The sequence below is a fragment of the uncultured Campylobacter sp. genome (genome assembly GCF_937997535.1).
Classification (GTDB): domain Bacteria; phylum Campylobacterota; class Campylobacteria; order Campylobacterales; family Campylobacteraceae; genus Campylobacter_B.
This window is the reverse complement of record NZ_CALKTT010000093.1, coordinates 41341-60217: the sequence shown is the minus strand read 5'-3', so window position 1 is coordinate 60217 and position 18877 is coordinate 41341. Positions and strand designations below refer to the sequence as shown.

12 protein-coding genes are annotated in these 18877 nt (G+C 46.8%); all 12 read right to left on the bottom strand.

Annotated features, from left to right (window positions below; all coding sequences use genetic code 11):
- Positions 1-154 precede the first annotated feature (154 nt).
- The 12 genes from Q0117_RS08905 to Q0117_RS08850 all read right to left on the bottom strand — a co-directional run bounded on the left by Q0117_RS08905 (position 155) and on the right by Q0117_RS08850 (position 18875).
- On the bottom strand, positions 155-1213 hold the full coding sequence (locus Q0117_RS08905) for an HAD family hydrolase (protein ID WP_297924691.1): 1059 nt from the start codon (positions 1211-1213) through the stop codon (positions 155-157).
- A gap of 66 nt (positions 1214-1279) precedes the next feature.
- A complete protein-coding gene (locus Q0117_RS08900; RefSeq protein ID WP_297924689.1) occupies positions 1280-2302 on the bottom strand; it encodes an OmpA family protein in 1023 nt (340 codons plus the stop codon).
- A 99-nt stretch (positions 2303-2401) separates the two neighbouring features.
- Complete coding sequence (gene rpsI / locus Q0117_RS08895; protein ID WP_005869670.1) at positions 2402-2791, bottom strand: 30S ribosomal protein S9; 390 nt, start codon at positions 2789-2791, stop codon at positions 2402-2404.
- A gap of 2 nt (positions 2792-2793) precedes the next feature.
- Complete coding sequence (rplM, locus tag Q0117_RS08890; RefSeq protein ID WP_005869672.1) at positions 2794-3219, bottom strand: 50S ribosomal protein L13; 426 nt, start codon at positions 3217-3219, stop codon at positions 2794-2796.
- Between the two features lie 115 nt (positions 3220-3334).
- Entirely contained in the window at positions 3335-6253 is a 2919-nt protein-coding gene (locus tag Q0117_RS08885) for a RecB-like helicase (RefSeq protein WP_297924687.1), read from the bottom strand.
- Positions 6240-9152, bottom strand: coding sequence for a PD-(D/E)XK nuclease family protein (locus tag Q0117_RS08880; RefSeq protein ID WP_297924684.1), 2913 nt, complete (start codon positions 9150-9152; stop codon positions 6240-6242). The genes Q0117_RS08885 and Q0117_RS08880 overlap by 14 nt, the downstream gene beginning before the upstream one ends.
- Before the next feature lie 274 nt (positions 9153-9426).
- Positions 9427-10152: a response regulator transcription factor gene (locus tag Q0117_RS08875; protein ID WP_297894445.1), complete on the bottom strand. Its 726-nt coding sequence runs from the start codon at positions 10150-10152 to the stop codon at positions 9427-9429.
- An 803-nt stretch (positions 10153-10955) separates the two neighbouring features.
- Positions 10956-12074, bottom strand: a complete 1119-nt coding sequence (carA, locus tag Q0117_RS08870; protein WP_297924682.1) for a glutamine-hydrolyzing carbamoyl-phosphate synthase small subunit — start codon at positions 12072-12074, stop codon at positions 10956-10958.
- Positions 12074-12625 carry a DUF507 family protein gene (locus tag Q0117_RS08865; protein WP_297924680.1) on the bottom strand — a complete coding sequence of 184 codons (552 nt, stop codon included), beginning with the start codon at positions 12623-12625 and terminating at the stop codon, positions 12074-12076. Before Q0117_RS08865 ends, carA begins: the two co-directional genes overlap by 1 nt.
- A 75-nt stretch (positions 12626-12700) precedes the next feature.
- Positions 12701-13951, bottom strand: coding sequence for an adenylosuccinate synthase (locus Q0117_RS08860; protein WP_297924678.1), 1251 nt, complete (start codon positions 13949-13951; stop codon positions 12701-12703).
- Positions 13948-14811, bottom strand: a complete 864-nt coding sequence (locus Q0117_RS08855) for an ATP phosphoribosyltransferase regulatory subunit (RefSeq protein ID WP_291938354.1) — start codon at positions 14809-14811, stop codon at positions 13948-13950. The genes Q0117_RS08860 and Q0117_RS08855 overlap by 4 nt, the downstream gene beginning before the upstream one ends.
- Positions 14808-18875 carry a diguanylate cyclase gene (locus tag Q0117_RS08850; RefSeq protein ID WP_297924673.1) on the bottom strand — a complete coding sequence of 1356 codons (4068 nt, stop codon included), beginning with the start codon at positions 18873-18875 and terminating at the stop codon, positions 14808-14810. The genes Q0117_RS08855 and Q0117_RS08850 overlap by 4 nt, the downstream gene beginning before the upstream one ends.
- Between the last annotated feature and the right edge of the window lie 2 nt (positions 18876-18877).

The following is an 18877-nucleotide window of genomic DNA, read 5'->3' as shown; positions in this document are numbered from 1 at the left end:
CTTGCTCCCCAGCTAAATAGCGCGGACAAATTTTATATCGCGCGCTGTTTAAAACGCAAAAATTAATTGGAAATTTTAAATTTCGAGCGCGAATTCGCTTAAATATTTGTAAAAATAGCGCATCAAAACTAGGTAAAATTTCGCTCCGTCACGCCTAAAATTTCGATGAAATTTCGCGTATCAGCTCAACCGCCTCTTTTGCGTCCGCGCATACGAACTCGAAATGCGCCCGTAGTTCCGAGGCACTGCCGTAGCCGCAGCTTACGCCCACGCTTCGCACCGCTGCCGACTTTGCCGCGATGGCGTCAAGCGACGTATCACCGATCATAAAGATATTTTGGCTAACAGAAGACAGGATTTCGTCACTGCAAATTTTGTCATAACAAGGAGTGGAATTTAGCTCATGTGCATCATAAATTTTACTGCCGCGCGCTCCGCCTTTATCGCTCTCGCTCTCGATGCCGATACCGCTCTTTTGGCTCTTATCGCCAGCCTCATGTCTATTGCTCTTTGCTTTGCTTAAATTTCTAAACGAAATCCTATCAGAATTTTGACTCGCGATGCTGCTTAAATTTTGCTCGTAAACTTTGCTAGGATCAGGATCAAGCGCAGGAAGGCTCTTTAAATCAGGCGCTAAAATTTCACTCAAAATCGCGCTCCTGCTAGCAGCGCTTGTGTTTTCATCGGCAGTCGCGTCGTGAGTTTTACCGCAAGCCGCATGCGGGCTTTTGCTAGCGGTCACGCCACAAATTCCTAAATTTTCGAGCGCCTTTAAGATCGGTTCGGCGCTTGGTTTGGGATTTTTCACATCCTCTCGTCCGACGATGGTGCCGAAAAATTCCGCGATACCCAGATGCTGCAATAAAATTTTAGAAAATTTCGACGTCTTGGTCGTCACGACGCCTAAATTTGCAAACTCGCTCGCCGTGCGAACCGCCTCGAACGCACCGCTTAGCAGAACGGTCTGATCCAAAAATATCTGCGCGTATCGTTGCTTATAAGCGAGCACGAAATTCTGCACATCGCGCGTCATACCTAGACGCTCAAACATCACCTCTAACGGATGCCCGATAAGCTTTTTAATCGCTTCATCGCTAGGCTCTGCAGCGCCCAAATGCGCAAATGCATAATGAAAACCATCTAATATCGCGGGCGTGGAGTCTATGAGCGTACCATCGAGATCAAAAAGCAGAGTGGTTTGGAATTTTGACATTTTAAAATTTAATTTGGATATAAAAAAAGCGGAGCCGAAGCCCCGCTTATGTGGATCTAGAAAAGATTATTTTCTAAATTTAGCATCTACGCGTCTATTTTGAGCGCGGCCTGCTTTAGTAGCGTTTGTAGCGATAGGCTTAGTCTCGCCGTATCCTACAGTGGTGATTCTGCTAGCATCTACGCCGAAGCTCTTAAGCGCACCTCCAACTGCAGCAGCTCTGCGCTCGGAAAGCTTTTGATTATATGCATTCGAGCCTGTGCTATCGGTGTGACCCTCTAGGATTACTTTGTAATCAGGGTGAGCTACTAGCACGTCGCTTACATTTTTGATCTGGTTCATAAACTCAGGAGAAATTTTTGAGCTATCTGTAGCGAAATTTACGGCCAAATTTAATCTAATAACTTTCTCGCAGCCATATTCATCAACAACTACGTCAGCAGGTGTGCCTGGGCATCTATCGACATTATCGCATACGCCGTCGTTATCTGCGTCTTTGCAGCCTGTAGGAGCCGGAGCGGCAGCTGGAGCTGCATCAGCATATCTCTTGCCAAAATCAACTGCAAAGCCTAGAGTATAGAACAATACGTGGTTGCCGTCGTCAAATCTGATAGCATCGCGTGCTTCAAGTTTTGTAGCGAAATTGTCGGTAATGTAGTATTTTAGACCCAAGCCGTATTGACCGAAGCCGCTATCTTGATCACCATCGTTGTAAACGTCTTTAGTGTAATCCATATAGCCAAGACCTAGTAAGCCGTATAATTTGAAATTATCGGTGAAATTTACCAAGTCTTTTACAGCATTGATGTGGTAGTATCTAGCGCTAGGCTTAGCATTGCCGGCTCTGTAAGCTAGATCCTCTACCCCGATATGACGAGAGTAATCGAAACCTGCCTCTAATTGATCGATGAATGAATTCTGTAGGTTTTTAGCAAGGCGTAGACCGAACATAAAATTCGAATCCAAATCCATATTTCCCTCATGAGTCATTCCGCCAACAGTAGGGGTAATCTCCCAGTGATAATCAGCATCGCTAGCGAGCAACGCACTAGATGCACATAAGCTTAATGCAAGTAGAACTTTCTTCATTAAACATCCTTTCAAATAAAGTTGTAATTCGATATTACCATAAAATTTTTAAAGAATTTACAAATTTGCGACAATTTTGCCACAAATTTGTAAAAAACATTATCTCTTAGAGAACTGCGGACTTCTACGCGCTTTGCGGCGACCGAATTTCTTTCGCTCAACCACGCGGCTATCGCGAGTTAGCAGACCTTTTGGCTTGAGAGCTGCTCTAAAATCCTTATCCATCGCGGCAAGCGCTTTTGAAATTCCGTGCTTTAGCGCATCCGCTTGAGCCGAATATCCGCCGCCCAAAGTCTGCGCGGTGATATCCATCGAGGTCTCTTGTTTAGTCGCCAAAAGCGGCTGAACGACCCTTAGCTTGATCGCTTCGTGACCGCCTAGCCAGGTGTTTAGATCCATGCCGTTTACTACGATCTTGCCGCTTCCCGGTTTTACCCAAACCTTAGCTACGGCAGTTTTTCTCTTTCCGGTTGCATAAATTGTCGCCATGATTATTTTCCTTTTTTAGTTGTTTGCGCAGTATGAGGGTGCTCGCCGCCTTCATATACAAATAGCTTTTTGATCATCGCCTTGCCGAGCTTCGTCTTAGGAAGCATGCCGCGAACCGCAAGTCTGTAGAGCTTTGCGGGATTGTTTTTGAGTAGGTCTTGGAATTTCACGCTCTTTACGCTTCCGAAATAGCCCGAGTAGCTGTGATAAAGTTTGTCGTCGCCCTTGTTGTTACCGGTAAATACAGCCTTTGAAGCGTTGATGATAACGACGTAGTCTCCGCAATCCACGTTTGGAGTGTAGCTTGGTTTGTGTTTGCCGCGTAGCAATACCGCAACTTCGGTAAGCATTCTACCGAATCTTTTGTCGGTCGCGTCGATAACGACCCAGTCGCGCTTAACTTCGCTAGGCTTTGTAATTTCTGTCATGGTTTCCGCCTTATTAAAATTTGAGCTGTGATTATATAGAAATATCCTTACGTATAGCTTAATTTAAGCTATCTTTAATCTATCTGCGCTCAAATTTTATTTAAATTTTAAAATTTTATCCCTCCTCATTTACTTCAATCAACCTAGCGCCCGCAGCTTCGAGAACCAGCACGAAGGCACGCACTCGCACATGCGGATAAAACTCGCGGATTACGCTTTTATACCGCGCCACTTGAGCCTTATTTTGCGCGAGGTATTTTTCGGAGCTTTTGTAATCAAAAAGCAAAATTTCATCCTGCCCAAAGCACGCCAGATCCACGCGCAAAAGATCACCCTCCGCGCTTTTAATCGGCATCTCTTTATAAGCTTGAGCGCCTCTTATCAGAGCTAAAAATTCCTCGTTTTTGCTTAGTCCTAGCGCCCGCGCCGCGATATTTTCAAAATCCGCATCGTTTAAAAATTTATCGTATTGAGCTCTAGCAAGGCTTACTCCTCGCAAAATTTCATCCGCCGCAAATCCTTCGCTCATCTCCAGAGCATAGTGCAGCGCCTCTCCGAAATATATCGCGCTTAGTGCCTCCGTTTCGCCGCTGGCTGCTTTTTCTTGCACGCTTTGAGGCTCGCCCGCTACGAGCGCGATCTTTTTGCGCGGCGGCTGCTCTTCTGATTTTACGGAGCTTGGGATTACGTAGCCGTATTGAAAATCCGGGATATCCAGCCACTCCACGACGCCCGCGCCCTTGGTCTTTTTGGCGTAAGGCGAAAAAAAGCTATAATTGTATTGATCTATTTTTGTCTCGGAGCGTTTTACGATGATGAGCGAGCGTTCGGCACGTGTAAATGCCACATAGAGCTTATTTATATCCTCTTCATGCGCAGAGCGATCGTTTTCATCCATTAGCGCCGCAAATTCCGCATCCAGGCTCTTTCTGCTCGCAAATTTATAAAAAATTCTCCACTTATGCGTGGCGAAATCATAGTCCGTCGCGAGCTTTGAGCTCTCGCCCCGGTCTTTTCCTCCGATGCGGTCGCAGACGATTACGTGCGGGAACTGAAGCCCCTTAGACTTATGCACGGTCATAATTTTAATGCCGCTTTGTTCCTTGGCAAATACCTCCGTTTCGTCGTTTGCAAACAGATACTCGCTAAAACTATTAAATTTTGCCAGCGTCTCAAAAAACAGCAACAGATCCGGATCGACAAAATTTAGCTTCAGCGAGCTAGCGATAAATTCCGCCGTTTTTTGCGCGTTTTTATGCAGATCGACCGCTATCTTTTTAAGCCGCCTCCCTAAAATCGCTTCGGCGTTTCGCAGATAAATTTCATCGCCACCTACGCAGAATTTCGCGTATTGAATTACGGCATTTACCTGCTCACTGCAACGCAAAGCCTTATTTGAGCCGCTACACACCTCGCAAAATTCCGATAGCATCTCTTTTAGCGCGCTTACATGCTCGTTTTTCCAGCATAAAATCGCTATATCATCAGCTCTCACGCCGCACTCCTCAATAAGCCTGCGCGCTTGCTCCGCAGCCCCCTTTAGCACATCGTCGTATGAAAACGCCGCTACGTAGCCGTAATCGTCGCTTTGCACCTCAAATAGCGGCATTTGCGGATGGGAAAGCGGATAGTCCTTGATTTTTTGTAGCACCGAAGCGGGCAGATCGCTATCTAGCTTATTTGCTGCGATTTGATCTTCATAAGACGCAAATTTATCGCGCAAGATCTCATTTACAAATTTTACTATGAGTTTTAAGCTGCGATAATTGCACGGCAGGCTCTGCGTTTTGATTTGACTAAACTGCTCGCGCAAAATATCAAAAATTTTTCTCTCTGCGCCGCGAAATTTATAGATGCTCTGTTTTTTATCGCCTACGTAAAAAAAGCTGCCGTAGCGCTCTTCCGCCCCTTTGCCAGCAAGCGCCTCAGAGATTAGCGGCAGCATAATTTCATACTGGCAAATGTCGGTATCTTGGAATTCGTCAATTAAAATATGCGTGATTTTAGAATCGAGCCTGAAATACAAAAGCTCGCGGTTGCCCTGTAACGCCTCTGCGCTTGGATTTAGCAGCGAGTGCACGGCTGCAGTGACATCACCGAACGTGAGCTTGCCGCTTTTGCGCTGCACCGATTTAAGCGCTTCGGCATAAATTTTAATTAGTCCTGCCAGCTTAGCCGCATATGTCGCATCCATCCACGCTATTTCGCGAGCTATGGCGTCTTTTAGCCTTGCTAGCTCGCCGTCAAGATGCGAAATTTTTTTAAGCTGTGAGCGCGGATAATCGAAACTACCGTTGGCAAGAGCCGAAAGAATGAAACCAGAGGATAATTTTGACAAATCGCTAACAGGGCTTAGCCCATTTACGGCTCCAGCGCTTACGCCCGCATCTCTCGCCGCTTTTTGCAAGTGGGATAAAATTTCATTTATCTCTGCTAGCGCGGAGCTTGCAGGAAGCGTGGGCGGATTTATGCTTATATCGCCTCTCCAAATGCTTTGCAAGCTATTTAGAAACTCACCCTTTGTCATTCCTGAGTCGCTTACGTAGTCCACGACCTCTCTTAATAGCGCTTCGTTTTTACAAATAGCGCCTAAAAACGCTGCCTGCTGCACACCCAAAATCCCTTCATCGTTTTCAAAGCTTGGATCAATGCCGCTATTTAGCGCAAAGGAGCGCAGAGCCTTTGCAAAAAACGCATCGAAAGTAAAGACATTTAGGCTCTCGCTTAAAAATTTTGGGCTCAGCCGCTCTTGCGCTGCCAAAACCTCATCAGCGCTTAGCCCTAAATCAGCGCAAATCTGCTCCAGCTCGGCGCTAGGCTTTAACGAACCATCCTGCAAAAGCAGCAAATTTTGAAATTTCTCCACGATGCGCGTTTTCATCTCAGCAGCCGCTTTTTTAGTAAAGGTAAGCGCTAAAATTTCGTTGATCGGCTCGCCTTTTAGCACCAGCTCGATGAACCTGACCGCGAGATTGAAGGTCTTGCCGCTGCCTGCGCTTGCTTCAAGCGCCAGATAATTTTCAAATTTTGCCATCAATCTGCCCCTTGCAAATGATTTTATAATCGCAGTATTCGCAGCTTTGCACCGCTTCCGTGCGCGTAAAAGCGACCTCGCTTGCAAATTCCTTGCCGATAGAGCTTAGCGTCTCGCGTAGGTTTTCTAAGCTAGGCGTTTTGTCGCCAGGAGCCGCAAACGCGCAATCTTTTAGCGATAGATAGGCGCATTCGCACTCCTGAGCCAAAAGCGCGCGATAAAACGTAAGCTGGAATTTTTCCATATGTTTTTTAGCTGAACCACGTTTATAATCGATGATAAACTTCCGCCCTGCCTTATCTTCGTCGATGCGGTCGATACGCCCGCTCAGCCGCACTCCGTCAAGCTCGCCTTTTAGCGATACTTCACTACCGCTAAAGCTCCAAATTTGCTCATGCTCTTTCAAAAGCCCAGCTAGCTTTTCTACAGCTTTTAGCTCAAGCTCTGCATCAAAGCGCGTGATACCCGCTTCTCGCGCAAGCTGCGAATAAATAGGGCGAAATTTTTCCATGCTAAATTTCATCCCTGCTCGCTCATATAAACGCTGAAAACTCGTATGTAAAATTTTACCTAAAAGCGCATTGTCCTCACCGAATTTTAGCCCCTCCCTCAGTCCGAAAACGTAGCGGTAATAATACTTCCTCTTGCATTCTAAAAACGTATCCAGCCGCGAAAACGACAGCTCCTCGGCAAAAAAATCATGGCGAGTCACGGGATCTTCTTGTCCGCATAATACAGGCTTAAATTCCTCTCGCCCAAAAAGCCGCAAATAATCCTCCTGCGAAAATTCCGCGTCTTGTTGCACTTCAAAGCTTTTCAAAAACCGCGAAGGCAATTTCTCGACGCTTTGCAAATAGCAAATCGCGCTTTTTTTAGCGCCTCTTAGCAAGCCGTCGTAGTAAAATCTTTGTAAATTTTCGCGGTCTGCGTGGCTGATGAGCCCTGCTCTAGCGCGCAAAGCAGAGTTTAAAAACATCTCTCCGCTACTGCGCTTTGGCACCAGATCATCGTTAAAATCTGGGATTATCACGCCATCAAATTGTAGCCCACGGCTCTCCAAAAGCCCCATTACCGTGACCTTTCCGCCACGAACATCATCGAGCTTAATGCGCGAAATTTCCAGCAAAAAAAGATCGATTAGATTGCCCAAGCTTAGGTTTTCGTCCTTAAATTTTCGAAGCAAAATTTTAATTAGATATAGCGGCTCTTTTAGCTTTTCTTGCAGCAGCGCGTCGCTAATTTTAGGTAAACAGGCGAGCTTGACAATTAGCGCTTCGAAATGCTCAAAGCTTACTTGCTTTGTAAAATCGCGCGCAAACTCGCCAAAAAGCGCCTCATCCACGTCCACACTCGCAAAAAACAGATCAAGCTCCTGTGGGTTTGGACGCTGCGGATACTCATCTGCGTCCTCGCGCATTTTAGAGTGCCTAAAACGATCGCGCTGCTCAGGGCTTTTTGAATACCCATCTTCTTCCTCAAGCTCTATATGCTTCCGCTGCATAGAGTCTCGTAGGCTCCCTTGCTGCTTCCTTGAAGGCTCCTGCCGTTTTGCACTAACCGAATAATCGCGCTGCTGCGCACACTCCAAGGGCTCTTGAAACTCTACAAACTCTACCGAAAAGCTTTCCTCCTCCGCACTATCCGCGCGTTCCGCCGAAATTTCGTGCAGAATTTCAAAATTTTCCGTATTTTCAAGCTCTCGCGCAGACATAAAATTTAAATCCGCTTTAGAATTTGAAAAAATTTCGCAATCAAACGGGGAATTTTGCTGTGCGAAATTTTGCGAAATAGAATTCTCCGAAGCGAAATTCCCTAGCGCTAAATTTTGCTGTGCCGCGGAATCCTCCGTATCCAAAAATTCTCCATCCGGACTTTTGAATGCGCGGTAATCTACGCCAAATTTCGGCGTGCGCGCTTCTTTTAAGCATTGCGAAATTTTCTCTAGCGTTACGTAAAATAGGCTATCTTTAAGCTTCTCACCCATCGCGAAATTTAGCATGCGGTGCGAGCCACGAGCCCTTGCGATGCGCTCGTCGTAAATTCGCAGCGTGCCGGCAAAGCTCTCGTCGGGCAAAATCACCGCGATACGCTCCGGCGCAATGCCCGCGCGCACAAAGGATGAAATTTTTTCAAAAACGTAGCTAGCCTGCAAGCTTCGCAGCTCAAAGCCTCTACATACAACCGCTCCGCCCACGCTTAGCGGCTCTCGGCTTAGAATTTCACCCGTACTAAGATTTAGGCGGTAGGCAAAACCTAGCTCTAGACTTATGCCGCAAAGCTCCTCCACCGCGCGCACGGGCTTGGAATTTAAAGTCGTGGCTCTAAAGCTCAACGCAACCTCGCTAAGCTCCGCAGCGCGCTTAAAAACCTCGAACTCAAATGCGCTAGGATTGCCGTCGATGTTGATTTCTATCCGCTCAAATCCGCGCAGATAGGATTCGTTTAGCTCATAAAGCGCGGGCAGCGTGATCTCGTCGTAAAATCCATGCTCGCGCAGAATCCTTGCATACGCCCCCGCTAGCTCTCGCAGAATTTCAAAATGCTCGGCGTACCACGCATAGGTGTCGCTAAGATCGAGCGCATCGATACTTACGCGCTCCGTCGCAAGCTCCTTGAAAAAGCCGAAAAGATACTCGCGGTTGCGCATAAACTCGTAAAGCTCGCTAGGGAATTTAAGCCTCTCGCCTGCGCGCTTGCTCTCGTTTACCGCTTGTTTCATAAAAAGCGCGCGGTCTATCTCACCGCAAGCGACAAGATCCGGCACAAAAAGCGCCTTTTCGTAGAATTCCGCCAACGTAATCCTAGGCGCCAGCACGCCGCCGCTCTCGCTTTGCAGCGCCGCGCGTAGCGCACGCGAGCTAGTGTAGACAAAGAGATTTTTAGAGGGAAAATTTTTCAAAACAAATCCTTTAGAGTGATTCGCAGAACGCGGAATTTTGCGATATTTTAGCAAGAAATTTTTAGTTTGGGCTTTTAAGCAAAGAAGTTTTTGAAAAGCTTGAGAGGCTAAATTTTATCAAGTCAAATTTAGTAAGTTGGATGAGCGTAAAATTTAATCTGTGGCGCTTTGAGCGCAAAATTCTACCTCGCTCCGCATTAATCGCGGCATATTTCGACGCAAAATTTTACGAGTGGATTCCGTAAATTACAAAGCGGCAAAAACGCGATCAAATTTAAGCGGGCTCAAGCTCGATCTTGTATCCCAGGCTCGGGACGTTTTTTATGATTTCACCACCCACTTTATCGCGGATGCGCTTGACGAAGGTGCGAAGCGCCGTATCACTCACGGCTCCTTCGGTCCAAACATAACGCTTGATCTCCTCGTAAAGTACCAGCTCGCCCACGCGACTGGCTAGCAGCGAAACAAAAGAAAGCTCCTTTTTAGTAAGCACGATCTGCTCGCCATCCTTCAGTAAAATACGACGAAGCCCGTCAAATACGTAGCCTGCGCCCATATTTACGACTCGTACCGAGTCCAGCTTAGACTTCATCAGTGCACTTATCTCTAGCACAAATGCGGCGATATCTACCGGCTTAAAGTAATACCGCTCGACGCCAATCTCCATAACGCCTTTTAGCTGCTCCTCCCTACTGAAGCCACTAAGCACCACGATTGGGGCATGCGGAAAGATCTGCTTAATCTGACGTATCATCGCTAGCCCATCCTCGATCGGCATTAGAATGTCGGTAATGACGAGATTGGGACTAAATTTTTTGAATTTTTTCACACCTTCAAGCCCGTTTTGGGCATTGTAAACGTTGTTAAAAATACCCTCAAACGCCTTATGCAGCGAGGCTAGTAATTTAGTATCATCCTCGACTAGCAAGACGTCCAGCTCTTTTAAAGCGCAGCTCATAGCAGACCCCTCAAGGCGAAATTTCAAACGAAATTCTTTCAAATTTTCTCTTTTATTGAGCTTAAAATAATGTTAAGTTAAAAATTTAATTTCATAAAGTAACACAACTCTTATTTTAGGTGCAAATATGGGCGGAATTAAAAAAGAAGCATGGATAAAAATCGCGGCCTAGGAATGGGGCAAAAATTTAAAGTAACGCGAGCTAAATCTTATCAGTGCGAAAAAGATTTAAGAGCGGCTGAAAGTAAAATTCCAAAGCTGGCGCAGGTAAAATTTCACTACGCGGCGGAGCGGAATTTTATTTTAGGCAAATATTTTAGAGGGAAATGAAACAGCGCTGATAAGGTTTTAGTAGGTAAACGGCGTTAGATAAAATTTTACGGACGGCAAGGCAGCTTGCTAGCGTAACTTTTAACGGCAACAAAATGGTTCGTCAAATTTAAAGGGCTTGAAGTCATGCTAAATATACCGCAGGATCTGTTTTGAAAGGGCAAAGCGCTCTAAGCCTGATCTTTAAAGTGCATGGAATTTAGCCGCGCACACTTAGAAGCTTACGTGAACGCATAATCGAACGAATAAAAAGCATGCGGCGCGCAGCCAGTTTAAATTTAAAATTGCGACTAGCACAGATCGCTTCATCCAAAAACCGCTTAATTCAAAATCGCCGCGACAATCCTAAGTCCGTAAAAGCGTGCTTTGTGTACCGCTCCAGCCTGCAATTATCCAGGCTGCGACGAGCTTTAAATTTACGACGCAAAGACCACATTAAAATTTAAAGCTTGCCGTAAATTTAAAATTTTACCGCAGGGCCGCGGTAAAATTTCATGCGGGCAAAATTTCAAAAATCATAAAATTTCAAGAAATTCTTTGAAGATATACTTGCTCTCTGTTGGCCCCGCGCTGGCTTCGGGGTGGTGCTGCACCGAAAATACGGGATAGTCTTTGTAGCGCACGCCCTCGATCGTGCCGTCGAAAAGATTGCGGTGCGTGATCTCGCAGATCTGCGCTATCGTTTCTGGGACGTTGTAGTTGTGGTTTTGCGCGGTGATCTCGATCGATTTGGTGCGCAGGTTTTGCACGGGGTGGTTTGCGCCGTGCTGGCCGAATTTCAGCTTGTAGGTCTCATATCCCATCGCGTTGCTTAACAGCTGATGACCTAGACAAATTCCAAAAATCGGCACGCGCGCTTCGACCATCTTTTTGATCTGCGCGATCTCCTCTTTAAGCATGCGAGGCTCGCCCGGGCCGTTTGATAAAAACACGCCATCGATCTGCCCCTCTTTAAATTTAGCGATCAAGCTCTCCGCTTTAACGTCATGCGGAAAAACCTCGACGCCGAGCCCCAGATCGCAAAGCTCGTTTAGGATATTTCGCTTGACGCCGTAATCGATCACGGCTATCTTTTTGCCGCAGCTTGCGGGCTGAGCGTAGCTTCCGCGCGCGGCGTCCCAGCGACCGGAGGTGTGCTTATATGGCGCCTTCGTGCTTACGATGCTTACGTAGTTGATCTCCTCTATGCGCGCAGACTCGCTAAGCGCCTTTTTAAGAGCCGCCTTATCGCTGATCTCGGTAGAGACGAAGGCGCGCAGACTGCCCTCGTCGCGCAGCATTTTGGTTAAAAATCTAGTGTCGATGTCGTAAACGCCGAATTTTCCGTTTTGCAGAAAATAATCCTCCAAGCTCATCTGCGAGCGGAAATTTGAAGGCTCGTTGTTAAAATTTCTTACGAAAATTCCGCTGGCATGGATTTTGGAGCTTTCCTTGTCGTTTTCGTTGATGCCTACGATGCCGATTTCGGGCATCGTAAAGATGATGAACTGCCCCGCGTAGCTAGGATCTGAGATGATCTCTTCGTAGCCGGTGGCGGAGGTGTTAAACACGAGCTCGCCGAATGCGCTGCCGCCCTTGCCGAACGCCTTGGCTTGCAGATAGATGCCGTTTTCTATGTAGATATACGCATTCATTACAGCATGCCCCGTTTTCTTAGTTCCTCTTCGTAGAGCTTTTCAAACACAAGCTCGTATTCTTCGGTCCCAGGGATCAGTTTTTGTTTGTAGCCCTCGATCTTTTCATAGACCTCGTCCTCGATCTTTTGGTAGCTTTTCAAATACTCCTCGATCGCGTTATAAATTATCGTCTTTAGCCTGTTTTCCGAGACTTTGTAATCGATCAAATTTTTCTTCCAAACGGTTTCTAAAATTTTATGCGATATGGTGCCGTAGCGATCCTCAAAATTTAGCTCGAAATTCTCGTCGTTTGCGATGTGGCGCTTGATGAGCCAAAACATATCTTTTTTATTCACGCTCATCTCATCTAGCTCGCTTATGCGCTCATCTATCAGCTCATTCGCGCGCTCGTCTATCGCTCTTTCTTTTTGCAGATCGGCCCTTATGATCTCGTCCGCTTCCTTTGCGACGGGCTCTATGCCCGCGCTCAGCGTAACGCAGCCCGAGTTTAGCAGATCCAGCGCTATTTTATGCGCGATATATGGCACGTGTGGTAGTCGTATTCGCATGATCGTTCCTTTAAATTCAGTTCTATGAGCGGTCTCGCCGCCCGCAACGGGTGAAATTTTAAAATTTCACCGGGTTTATAAAATTATCGTGTCGCTTCTTTCGGGACTGGTAGAGATAAAGCCCACCTTCGCGCCGCTTAGCTCCTCTATTTTGCGGATATAATTTTGCGCGTTTTGCGGCAGATCCTCAAATTTTGAAATTCCCTTGACGCTGTCCCAGCCCGGCATCTGCTCATAAACCGGCTCGGCAGCTTCCAAATCGATCGGAAAATAATCGATCTCCTCGCCCTTGTAGCGATACGCGCGGCAAATTTTAATGCTCTCAAAGCCGTCTAGGACGTCAAGCTTCATAAGCGCGAGCTTGTCGATGCCGCTAAGGCGCACGGCGTATTTCGTAGCTACTCCGTCGAACCAGCCGCAGCGGCGCGCCCGTCCCGTCGTGGTGCCGTACTCTTTGCCGATCTCGCGCATCGCCTCGCCTTGCGGGCCCTTATCCTCGGTAGGAAACGCGCCGTTGCCCACGCGAGTGGTGTAGGCTTTTAAAATTCCCATTACCGTGCCGATATCTTTCGGAGCGAGCCCGAGCCCGCTGCAAGCTCCGCCCGCGATAGTCGTCGAGCTAGTGACATAAGGATAAGTGCCGTGATCGATATCAAGCAGGCTTCCTTGCGCACCCTCTACGAGCACGCGCTTGTCGTAATCAAGCGCCTTCCACAACATGTGCGTGGTATCGGCGATGTATGGCTCGAGCGCGCTTTTATAGCGCTTTAGCTCATCGTAAATTTCAAGCTTGCTAGGAATTTTAACCCCAGCTTTTTCAAAAACGCTCTCATGCGAAGCAAAATCGCGCGATAGCGCCTCGGCAAGCCTTTCAGGCTCTAAAAGCTCCACTACGCGGTGTCCCGTGCGCGCGATCTTATCAGCATACGCAGGTCCTATGCCCTTGCCGGTGGTGCCGATCGCAAGCTCGCCCTTGCTCTTTTCGCGAGCCTGATCGATCAGCGAGTGGTACTGTAAATTTAAAAACGCCTTCTCGCTTATGAAAAATCTGCCCTTTAAATTTTCAAACTGCGCCATCTCGGTAATCAGCACGTCGGGGTTGATCACGACGCCGTTTCCGATGATGTTGATGATATTTTTATGAAGCACGCCGCTAGGCACCAGATGCAGCGCAAATTTCTCGCCGTTTATGACGATGGTGTGGCCTGCGTTATGCCCGCCGCTGCTGCGACATACGAAATCGTAATTCGCGCTTATCATATCTACGATCTTGCCCTTGCCCTCATCGCCCCACTGGGCGCCAATGACTACGTCAACTTTACTCATTTCTCATCCTTTTGCATAATTTTTTCTATCAAAGCATCCACTAGCAGCGCAAAGCCGCTGGATTTTAGCCCGTCTATTTCGTAATTTCCGCCGTTACAATACACCGCGCCCGCGTCTAAAAATCTAAAAAATAGCGCATCGTAATAGCGCATTTTAGAGTAATACAGCAGCGAAACACGTATATTGTCGTAATCTACGCCTAAATTTAAAATTTCATCCAAACACGGCTTTAGCTCTTCAGGCACCTGCGCGCGCAGATCCTGCACGTCCTTTAGCGACGTGGCGCGAGCCGTAGCGTCCAGCCAAGGCAAATTTTGCTCAAGCAGCGTCTCAATCTTGCCCTTTTCAAAAATTTCAAGCGGCAGGTTTAAAATTTCGCAAATTTTTTTGGGAATCTCGATATTGCTTAGCTGAAGCGCGGGCATAAGATCAAATTCTTTAAAAAATTCCTGCGCGATTTTGATCGCAAGCGGCAGGTTTTTCTCCCCGATTAGCTCCGCGCCGATCTGATAAAACTCGTCGCTTGGGTATTTGAAGGTCGGCTGGACGTAAAATAACCTCCTTAGCTTATCGTCTTTCAGCCGCTTGCGCACGATACGCACGACGTCCACGGTGCTGTCTGCGCGAAGCGCGAGCTCGTGGTTCGTGGGATCGGAGAGCTTGAGAAGCTTCTGCGGCGCGACGCTTAGGTGCTGATGATATGAAAAATATGGCGTTAAAATTTCGCTAAAACCGTTTTTTACGAGGATTTCGCTCGCTTTATTTTCCAGCTCGCGCTTAAGCTGCGCGCTCTTTCCGAAATAAAGCCTCGAGCCGTTGGGTATCTCGTGATCAAAATCGGCGCTAACGCTATCTATCATGCTGCCTCCAAATCGCTTATGAACTGATTCAGCCGCGTTTTAAAGCTCTGAATGAAGCTTGCCAAAACGCGGTAATCAAGCGAAAGAATATCTAAAATTTGCTTACGTATTTCTGTATTTAGCGCAAATTTTTCGCCGCCCGCGCTTTGAGTTTTGTTTAAAATTTCGCCGAATTTTGCTCTAAAGCCTTCAAACTCTCCGGGGCTCAGATCGCCTGCATCAGCGCGCAAAACGAAGCTTAAAGCAAGCTCTTTGTAATCAAGCGCGTTTAAAAAACTGATAAACTCATCTTTGTCGATAGCTGCGAGTTTGGGCGTATCTTTAAAGCGCGCGATGAAAGCGTCTATCTCTCTACGATCAAGCGCTTTTGCGATAAAATTTCCCTGCAGATAGTTAAATTTCAAATTGTTTAAAAGCCGCAGCGATAGCGCATTTTCGACGCCTTGAGCACCTACTGCGAATCCAAACTCCCGCTTTAGTTTGCCCGTAATCTCCACCATCGTTCGGATAGCATTTTTTTTCTTGCCTATGTCAAGGCAGAGCTCGCGGTCGATTTTAACGACATCGAAAGGCTGGGCATTCAGGAATGGGATATTGCTTTTATTTGCACTATTAAGGGCAAATTTAACCCCAAGATCTGCATAACGCCCACGCGCAGGGGCGAATTCCTTAAAATTTTGCTCGCTAAAATCGGTTATCTCAAACATCAACTCGCCTTTTGCATTAGCTCTGTCTCGCAAGCTGTGAGCTACAAAATCGTAAAATTCGTCGTTTGTAAGCACGGCTAAACTTACGTTTATAGAGCAGTTTGCGCCCGTTTGAGCGTTAAATTCCACCATCTTTGAAAACGCAAATTTTGAGATCGGCAACTCAAATCGCGGCTCGCTTAATATCTGCGCAAAATCCTGTGGGGCAAGAATTCCGCGCTTTCCGCGATCCCAGCGTAAAAGCAGCTCATATCCGTAAATCTGCGCTCCGCTAATGATCGGCTGATAGAGCACAAAAAACTCCCCCTCTTTGATCGCCGCAGCAATCCCTTCCTCGCTAGATTCATCTGCTTCGGCGCGCTCAAAGATGCAGTAGCGGTTTTTGCCGCTCGTTTTAGCGCGATACATCGCCCTGTCTGCGCGCGATAAAAGTCCTGGAAAATCGATCTTTTCGCTGCCGTCGTAAAACGCTGCGCCAACGCTGATGCTTGCGCTAATTTCGTTGCCTTTGAGGTTAAATTTTATCTTTGAAATTCCAAGCAGACGATCTAATAGCACATGCGCGGCATCCTTACTTTGCAGATCGCCAATGATAGCGCCAAACTCATCGCCGCCTAGGCGCGCTAAGATATCGCCTTTGCGCAGTAGCCCGCTCATCGCCTTTGAGATCGCTTGTAAAAACATATCGCCGACCTCGTGCCCGTAGGTGTCGTTGATCGCCTTAAAGCCGTCAAAATCGATGAAAAGCACCGCCATAAGCTTGGAATTTTCGCCCGAGTTTGCCGTAAATCTCTGCGCAGCCTTCATAAAATACACTCTGTTCGGAAGCCCGGTAAGCGCGTCGTGATGGGCGATCTTGGCTAGCTCGCTCTCTTTTTGCTTGATCTGCGAAATTTCGGTAAACATCAAAATGAAATTTGAGGTAAGCGAAAAATCATCCTTTATCGCGATCGCCGTAAATAACGCAGGAAAGGTGCCACCGTCCTTTTTCAGCCCGTAAATTTCATCTTTATAGGAGGTCTGTTTGCCAACGAGATTTTTTCTAATCCTCTCCATCACGTCTGCCCCGCCCTCTGTAGGAGCGAAGAAATTTGGAATTTTGCCGATAGTTTGGCTTTCGCTATAGCCGGTAATTTCGTAAAAAGCGTTATTAGCGCGCAGCACGCGACCGCTCTCATCTGTGATTAAGATCGCCTCTAGCGAGCGCGAAAATACGTTGGCGTTTAAATTTAACTCCAGCTCCGTCTGCTTGCGCGAGCTAATATCTTCGAGCGTAGTTTTTACAAGGCGAGAGCGAGAGCCGTGCTTTTCGGTGACGTAGCCTTGCATACTGATCCAAGTATAGGCATTAGCGGCATTTCGCAGGCGGAATTCGCAGCTAAAATCGCTCCTAAGCCCGGCGGTGCATTCGCGGATCATTTTATTGAAATTCTCTAAATCCGCGAAGTAAATTTCATAACTAAACTCCCCAAAGCTCATCGCAGTATTTAGCCTTTTGCCGCGATATTTTAAAATTTTAAAGTAATTTTTATCAAACGACAGCGTCTGCGCATCAAGATCGATTAAGCAGGTGCAAAAATTCCTAGTCTCGATTACCGTGCGATAAAAGTCCAAATCCTCCTGCAAGCCGCGGATCGCCTTAACATCGTCATCGATATTTTGAAAATAAAACGCAGCCCTGGCGGCGGACTTTTTGACATAGATGCTCACTTCGTAGCTATAGCGGATATTGTCATTATGGCGAATTTTATAGCTTTGAGAAAAGCTTAGCTCTTCTGAAGGCATATCGGCTAAGCGGTTTAAAATTTCATTTTTAGCCTCATTCGCATCCTTTTCATCCAGCAAATCCCATAGCCTTATCTCGCCGCTTAAAAACTGCGCCGCTTCGTAACCCCAAAGCTCTTTTATATTTTTACTAGCATCTACGATCTTGCCTGAAGTGTAGTCAAACACGAGCGTAACGATAGGCGCGTGATTTAAATACTCATATTTTTGCTTAGTTTCATCGTAAAATCTGCGATATTTTGACGCATCCAGCACCACAAAAAGGGTTGAAATTTTACTTCCGTCGCGGATATAAGATTTTTTTACATAAAGGTCTTTGACGCCATTTTTGGTCTCTTGGCGGGTTACGACATAGTTTTCTTTGACATAGTTTGCGCGCTGGGTTTGATAGGCGTGATCGTAAAATGAGCCTGCTTGCAGCGCGAATATATTCCGTCCTACGACGTCATCGCCGTAAAGCTCGCGTGCGCCGTTGCTAGCGCTTTCGATCGTGCCTGCTACATTATCGATGCTAAGCACCGAAAGGGAGCTATATTTTAGCGCATCTTTAAAGCTGAGACTAAAATCTCCGTGGCGCAAATTAGACTTCAAAACCTCGTCTATGGATTTAGAAATTTCTAAGACGGAGCTTAGCGGATTTAGCGCTTCTATATCGCGAATTTTGGAGTGATAATCCCCTTGGCGCAGAGCGTTTTGAACTGCTGCAAGCGGGATGAAAACGCACTTTTTTAAAAACGTAAAATTTGAAATTAGAAGGATTAAATAAGCTAAAATAGCCGCCGCTAGCGCTACGACGATAAAATCGTCCGCGCCCAAAAAATAGCCGGCTCGTTCGCGAGCCATTACGAAATTATCTCCAAATTTCGCAAGATAAGCAAAACTTAACCCCGATTCGTCTTCGAAGCTTACCACTTCGCCTAGGCGCGAAAAATCAAAATCCTGCCCTAATATATCGGTTACGCTGCCAGGAGCGTTAAAGAATTTGCCTTCGGCGTTAAAGACCAAAATATCGCCCAGCGAAGAGAGCCTGGCAATCGGCCTAGCGGTGTTGGCAAAACCTAGTAGATACGAATCAGCGTTTACGCGCTTGATTAAAAAATACCGCCATGCCCCATCCATCATCATATAGCGCGATACCCATTCATCCTTTTTTAGCTCGCTTGCGATATCCGCAAGCCGTATCTCGCCAAGATCCGAAATATGCGCATCCGATGAAAAATGCGCCAAGCTCTCCTGCTCCGCGCCGCGGGCGCGCAGATAAAAAATAGCGTCAAATCTATGAGAAGATTTTACGACATTGCGGATCAAATCCGCGTAAAGCTCGCTTTGCGCAGCCTCATGCCTTGCGTCTAAAGAAAGGATAGTTTCTTTTAGAATTTCAAGCTCGCTAAAAAGCGACTCGTCGGTATTTTTAAGTAAAGTAATCGCCGTGCGCGTCCGCAAATCAAGCTGCGTAGCGATCCTAGTGCGCAAAAAGCTAATCTCGCAAACTACTACAAGCGTAAGTAGCGCAGCACCTAGAATCAAGGCGGCGTTAAATCTTTCGGTAACGAAGTCTTTTTTGTTTTTCATGC

What these genes read in the sequence shown, in the direction of transcription:
- Q0117_RS08905 (WP_297924691.1), bottom strand. Translation starts at nt 1,213, where the DNA reads ATGTCAAAATTCCAAACCACTCTGCTTTTTGATCTCGATGGTACGCTC.
- Q0117_RS08900 (WP_297924689.1), bottom strand. Translation starts at nt 2,302, where the DNA reads ATGAAGAAAGTTCTACTTGCATTAAGCTTATGTGCATCTAGTGCGTTG.
- rpsI (WP_005869670.1), bottom strand. Translation starts at nt 2,791, where the DNA reads ATGGCGACAATTTATGCAACCGGAAAGAGAAAAACTGCCGTAGCTAAG.
- rplM (WP_005869672.1), bottom strand. Translation starts at nt 3,219, where the DNA reads ATGACAGAAATTACAAAGCCTAGCGAAGTTAAGCGCGACTGGGTCGTT.
- Q0117_RS08885 (WP_297924687.1), bottom strand. Translation starts at nt 6,253, where the DNA reads ATGGCAAAATTTGAAAATTATCTGGCGCTTGAAGCAAGCGCAGGCAGC.
- carA (WP_297924682.1), bottom strand. Translation starts at nt 12,074, where the DNA reads ATGAATGCGTATATCTACATAGAAAACGGCATCTATCTGCAAGCCAAG.
- Q0117_RS08865 (WP_297924680.1), bottom strand. Translation starts at nt 12,625, where the DNA reads ATGCGAATACGACTACCACACGTGCCATATATCGCGCATAAAATAGCG.
- Q0117_RS08860 (WP_297924678.1), bottom strand. Translation starts at nt 13,951, where the DNA reads ATGAGTAAAGTTGACGTAGTCATTGGCGCCCAGTGGGGCGATGAGGGC.
- Q0117_RS08855 (WP_291938354.1), bottom strand. Translation starts at nt 14,811, where the DNA reads ATGATAGATAGCGTTAGCGCCGATTTTGATCACGAGATACCCAACGGC.
- Q0117_RS08850 (WP_297924673.1), bottom strand. Translation starts at nt 18,875, where the DNA reads ATGAAAAACAAAAAAGACTTCGTTACCGAAAGATTTAACGCCGCCTTG.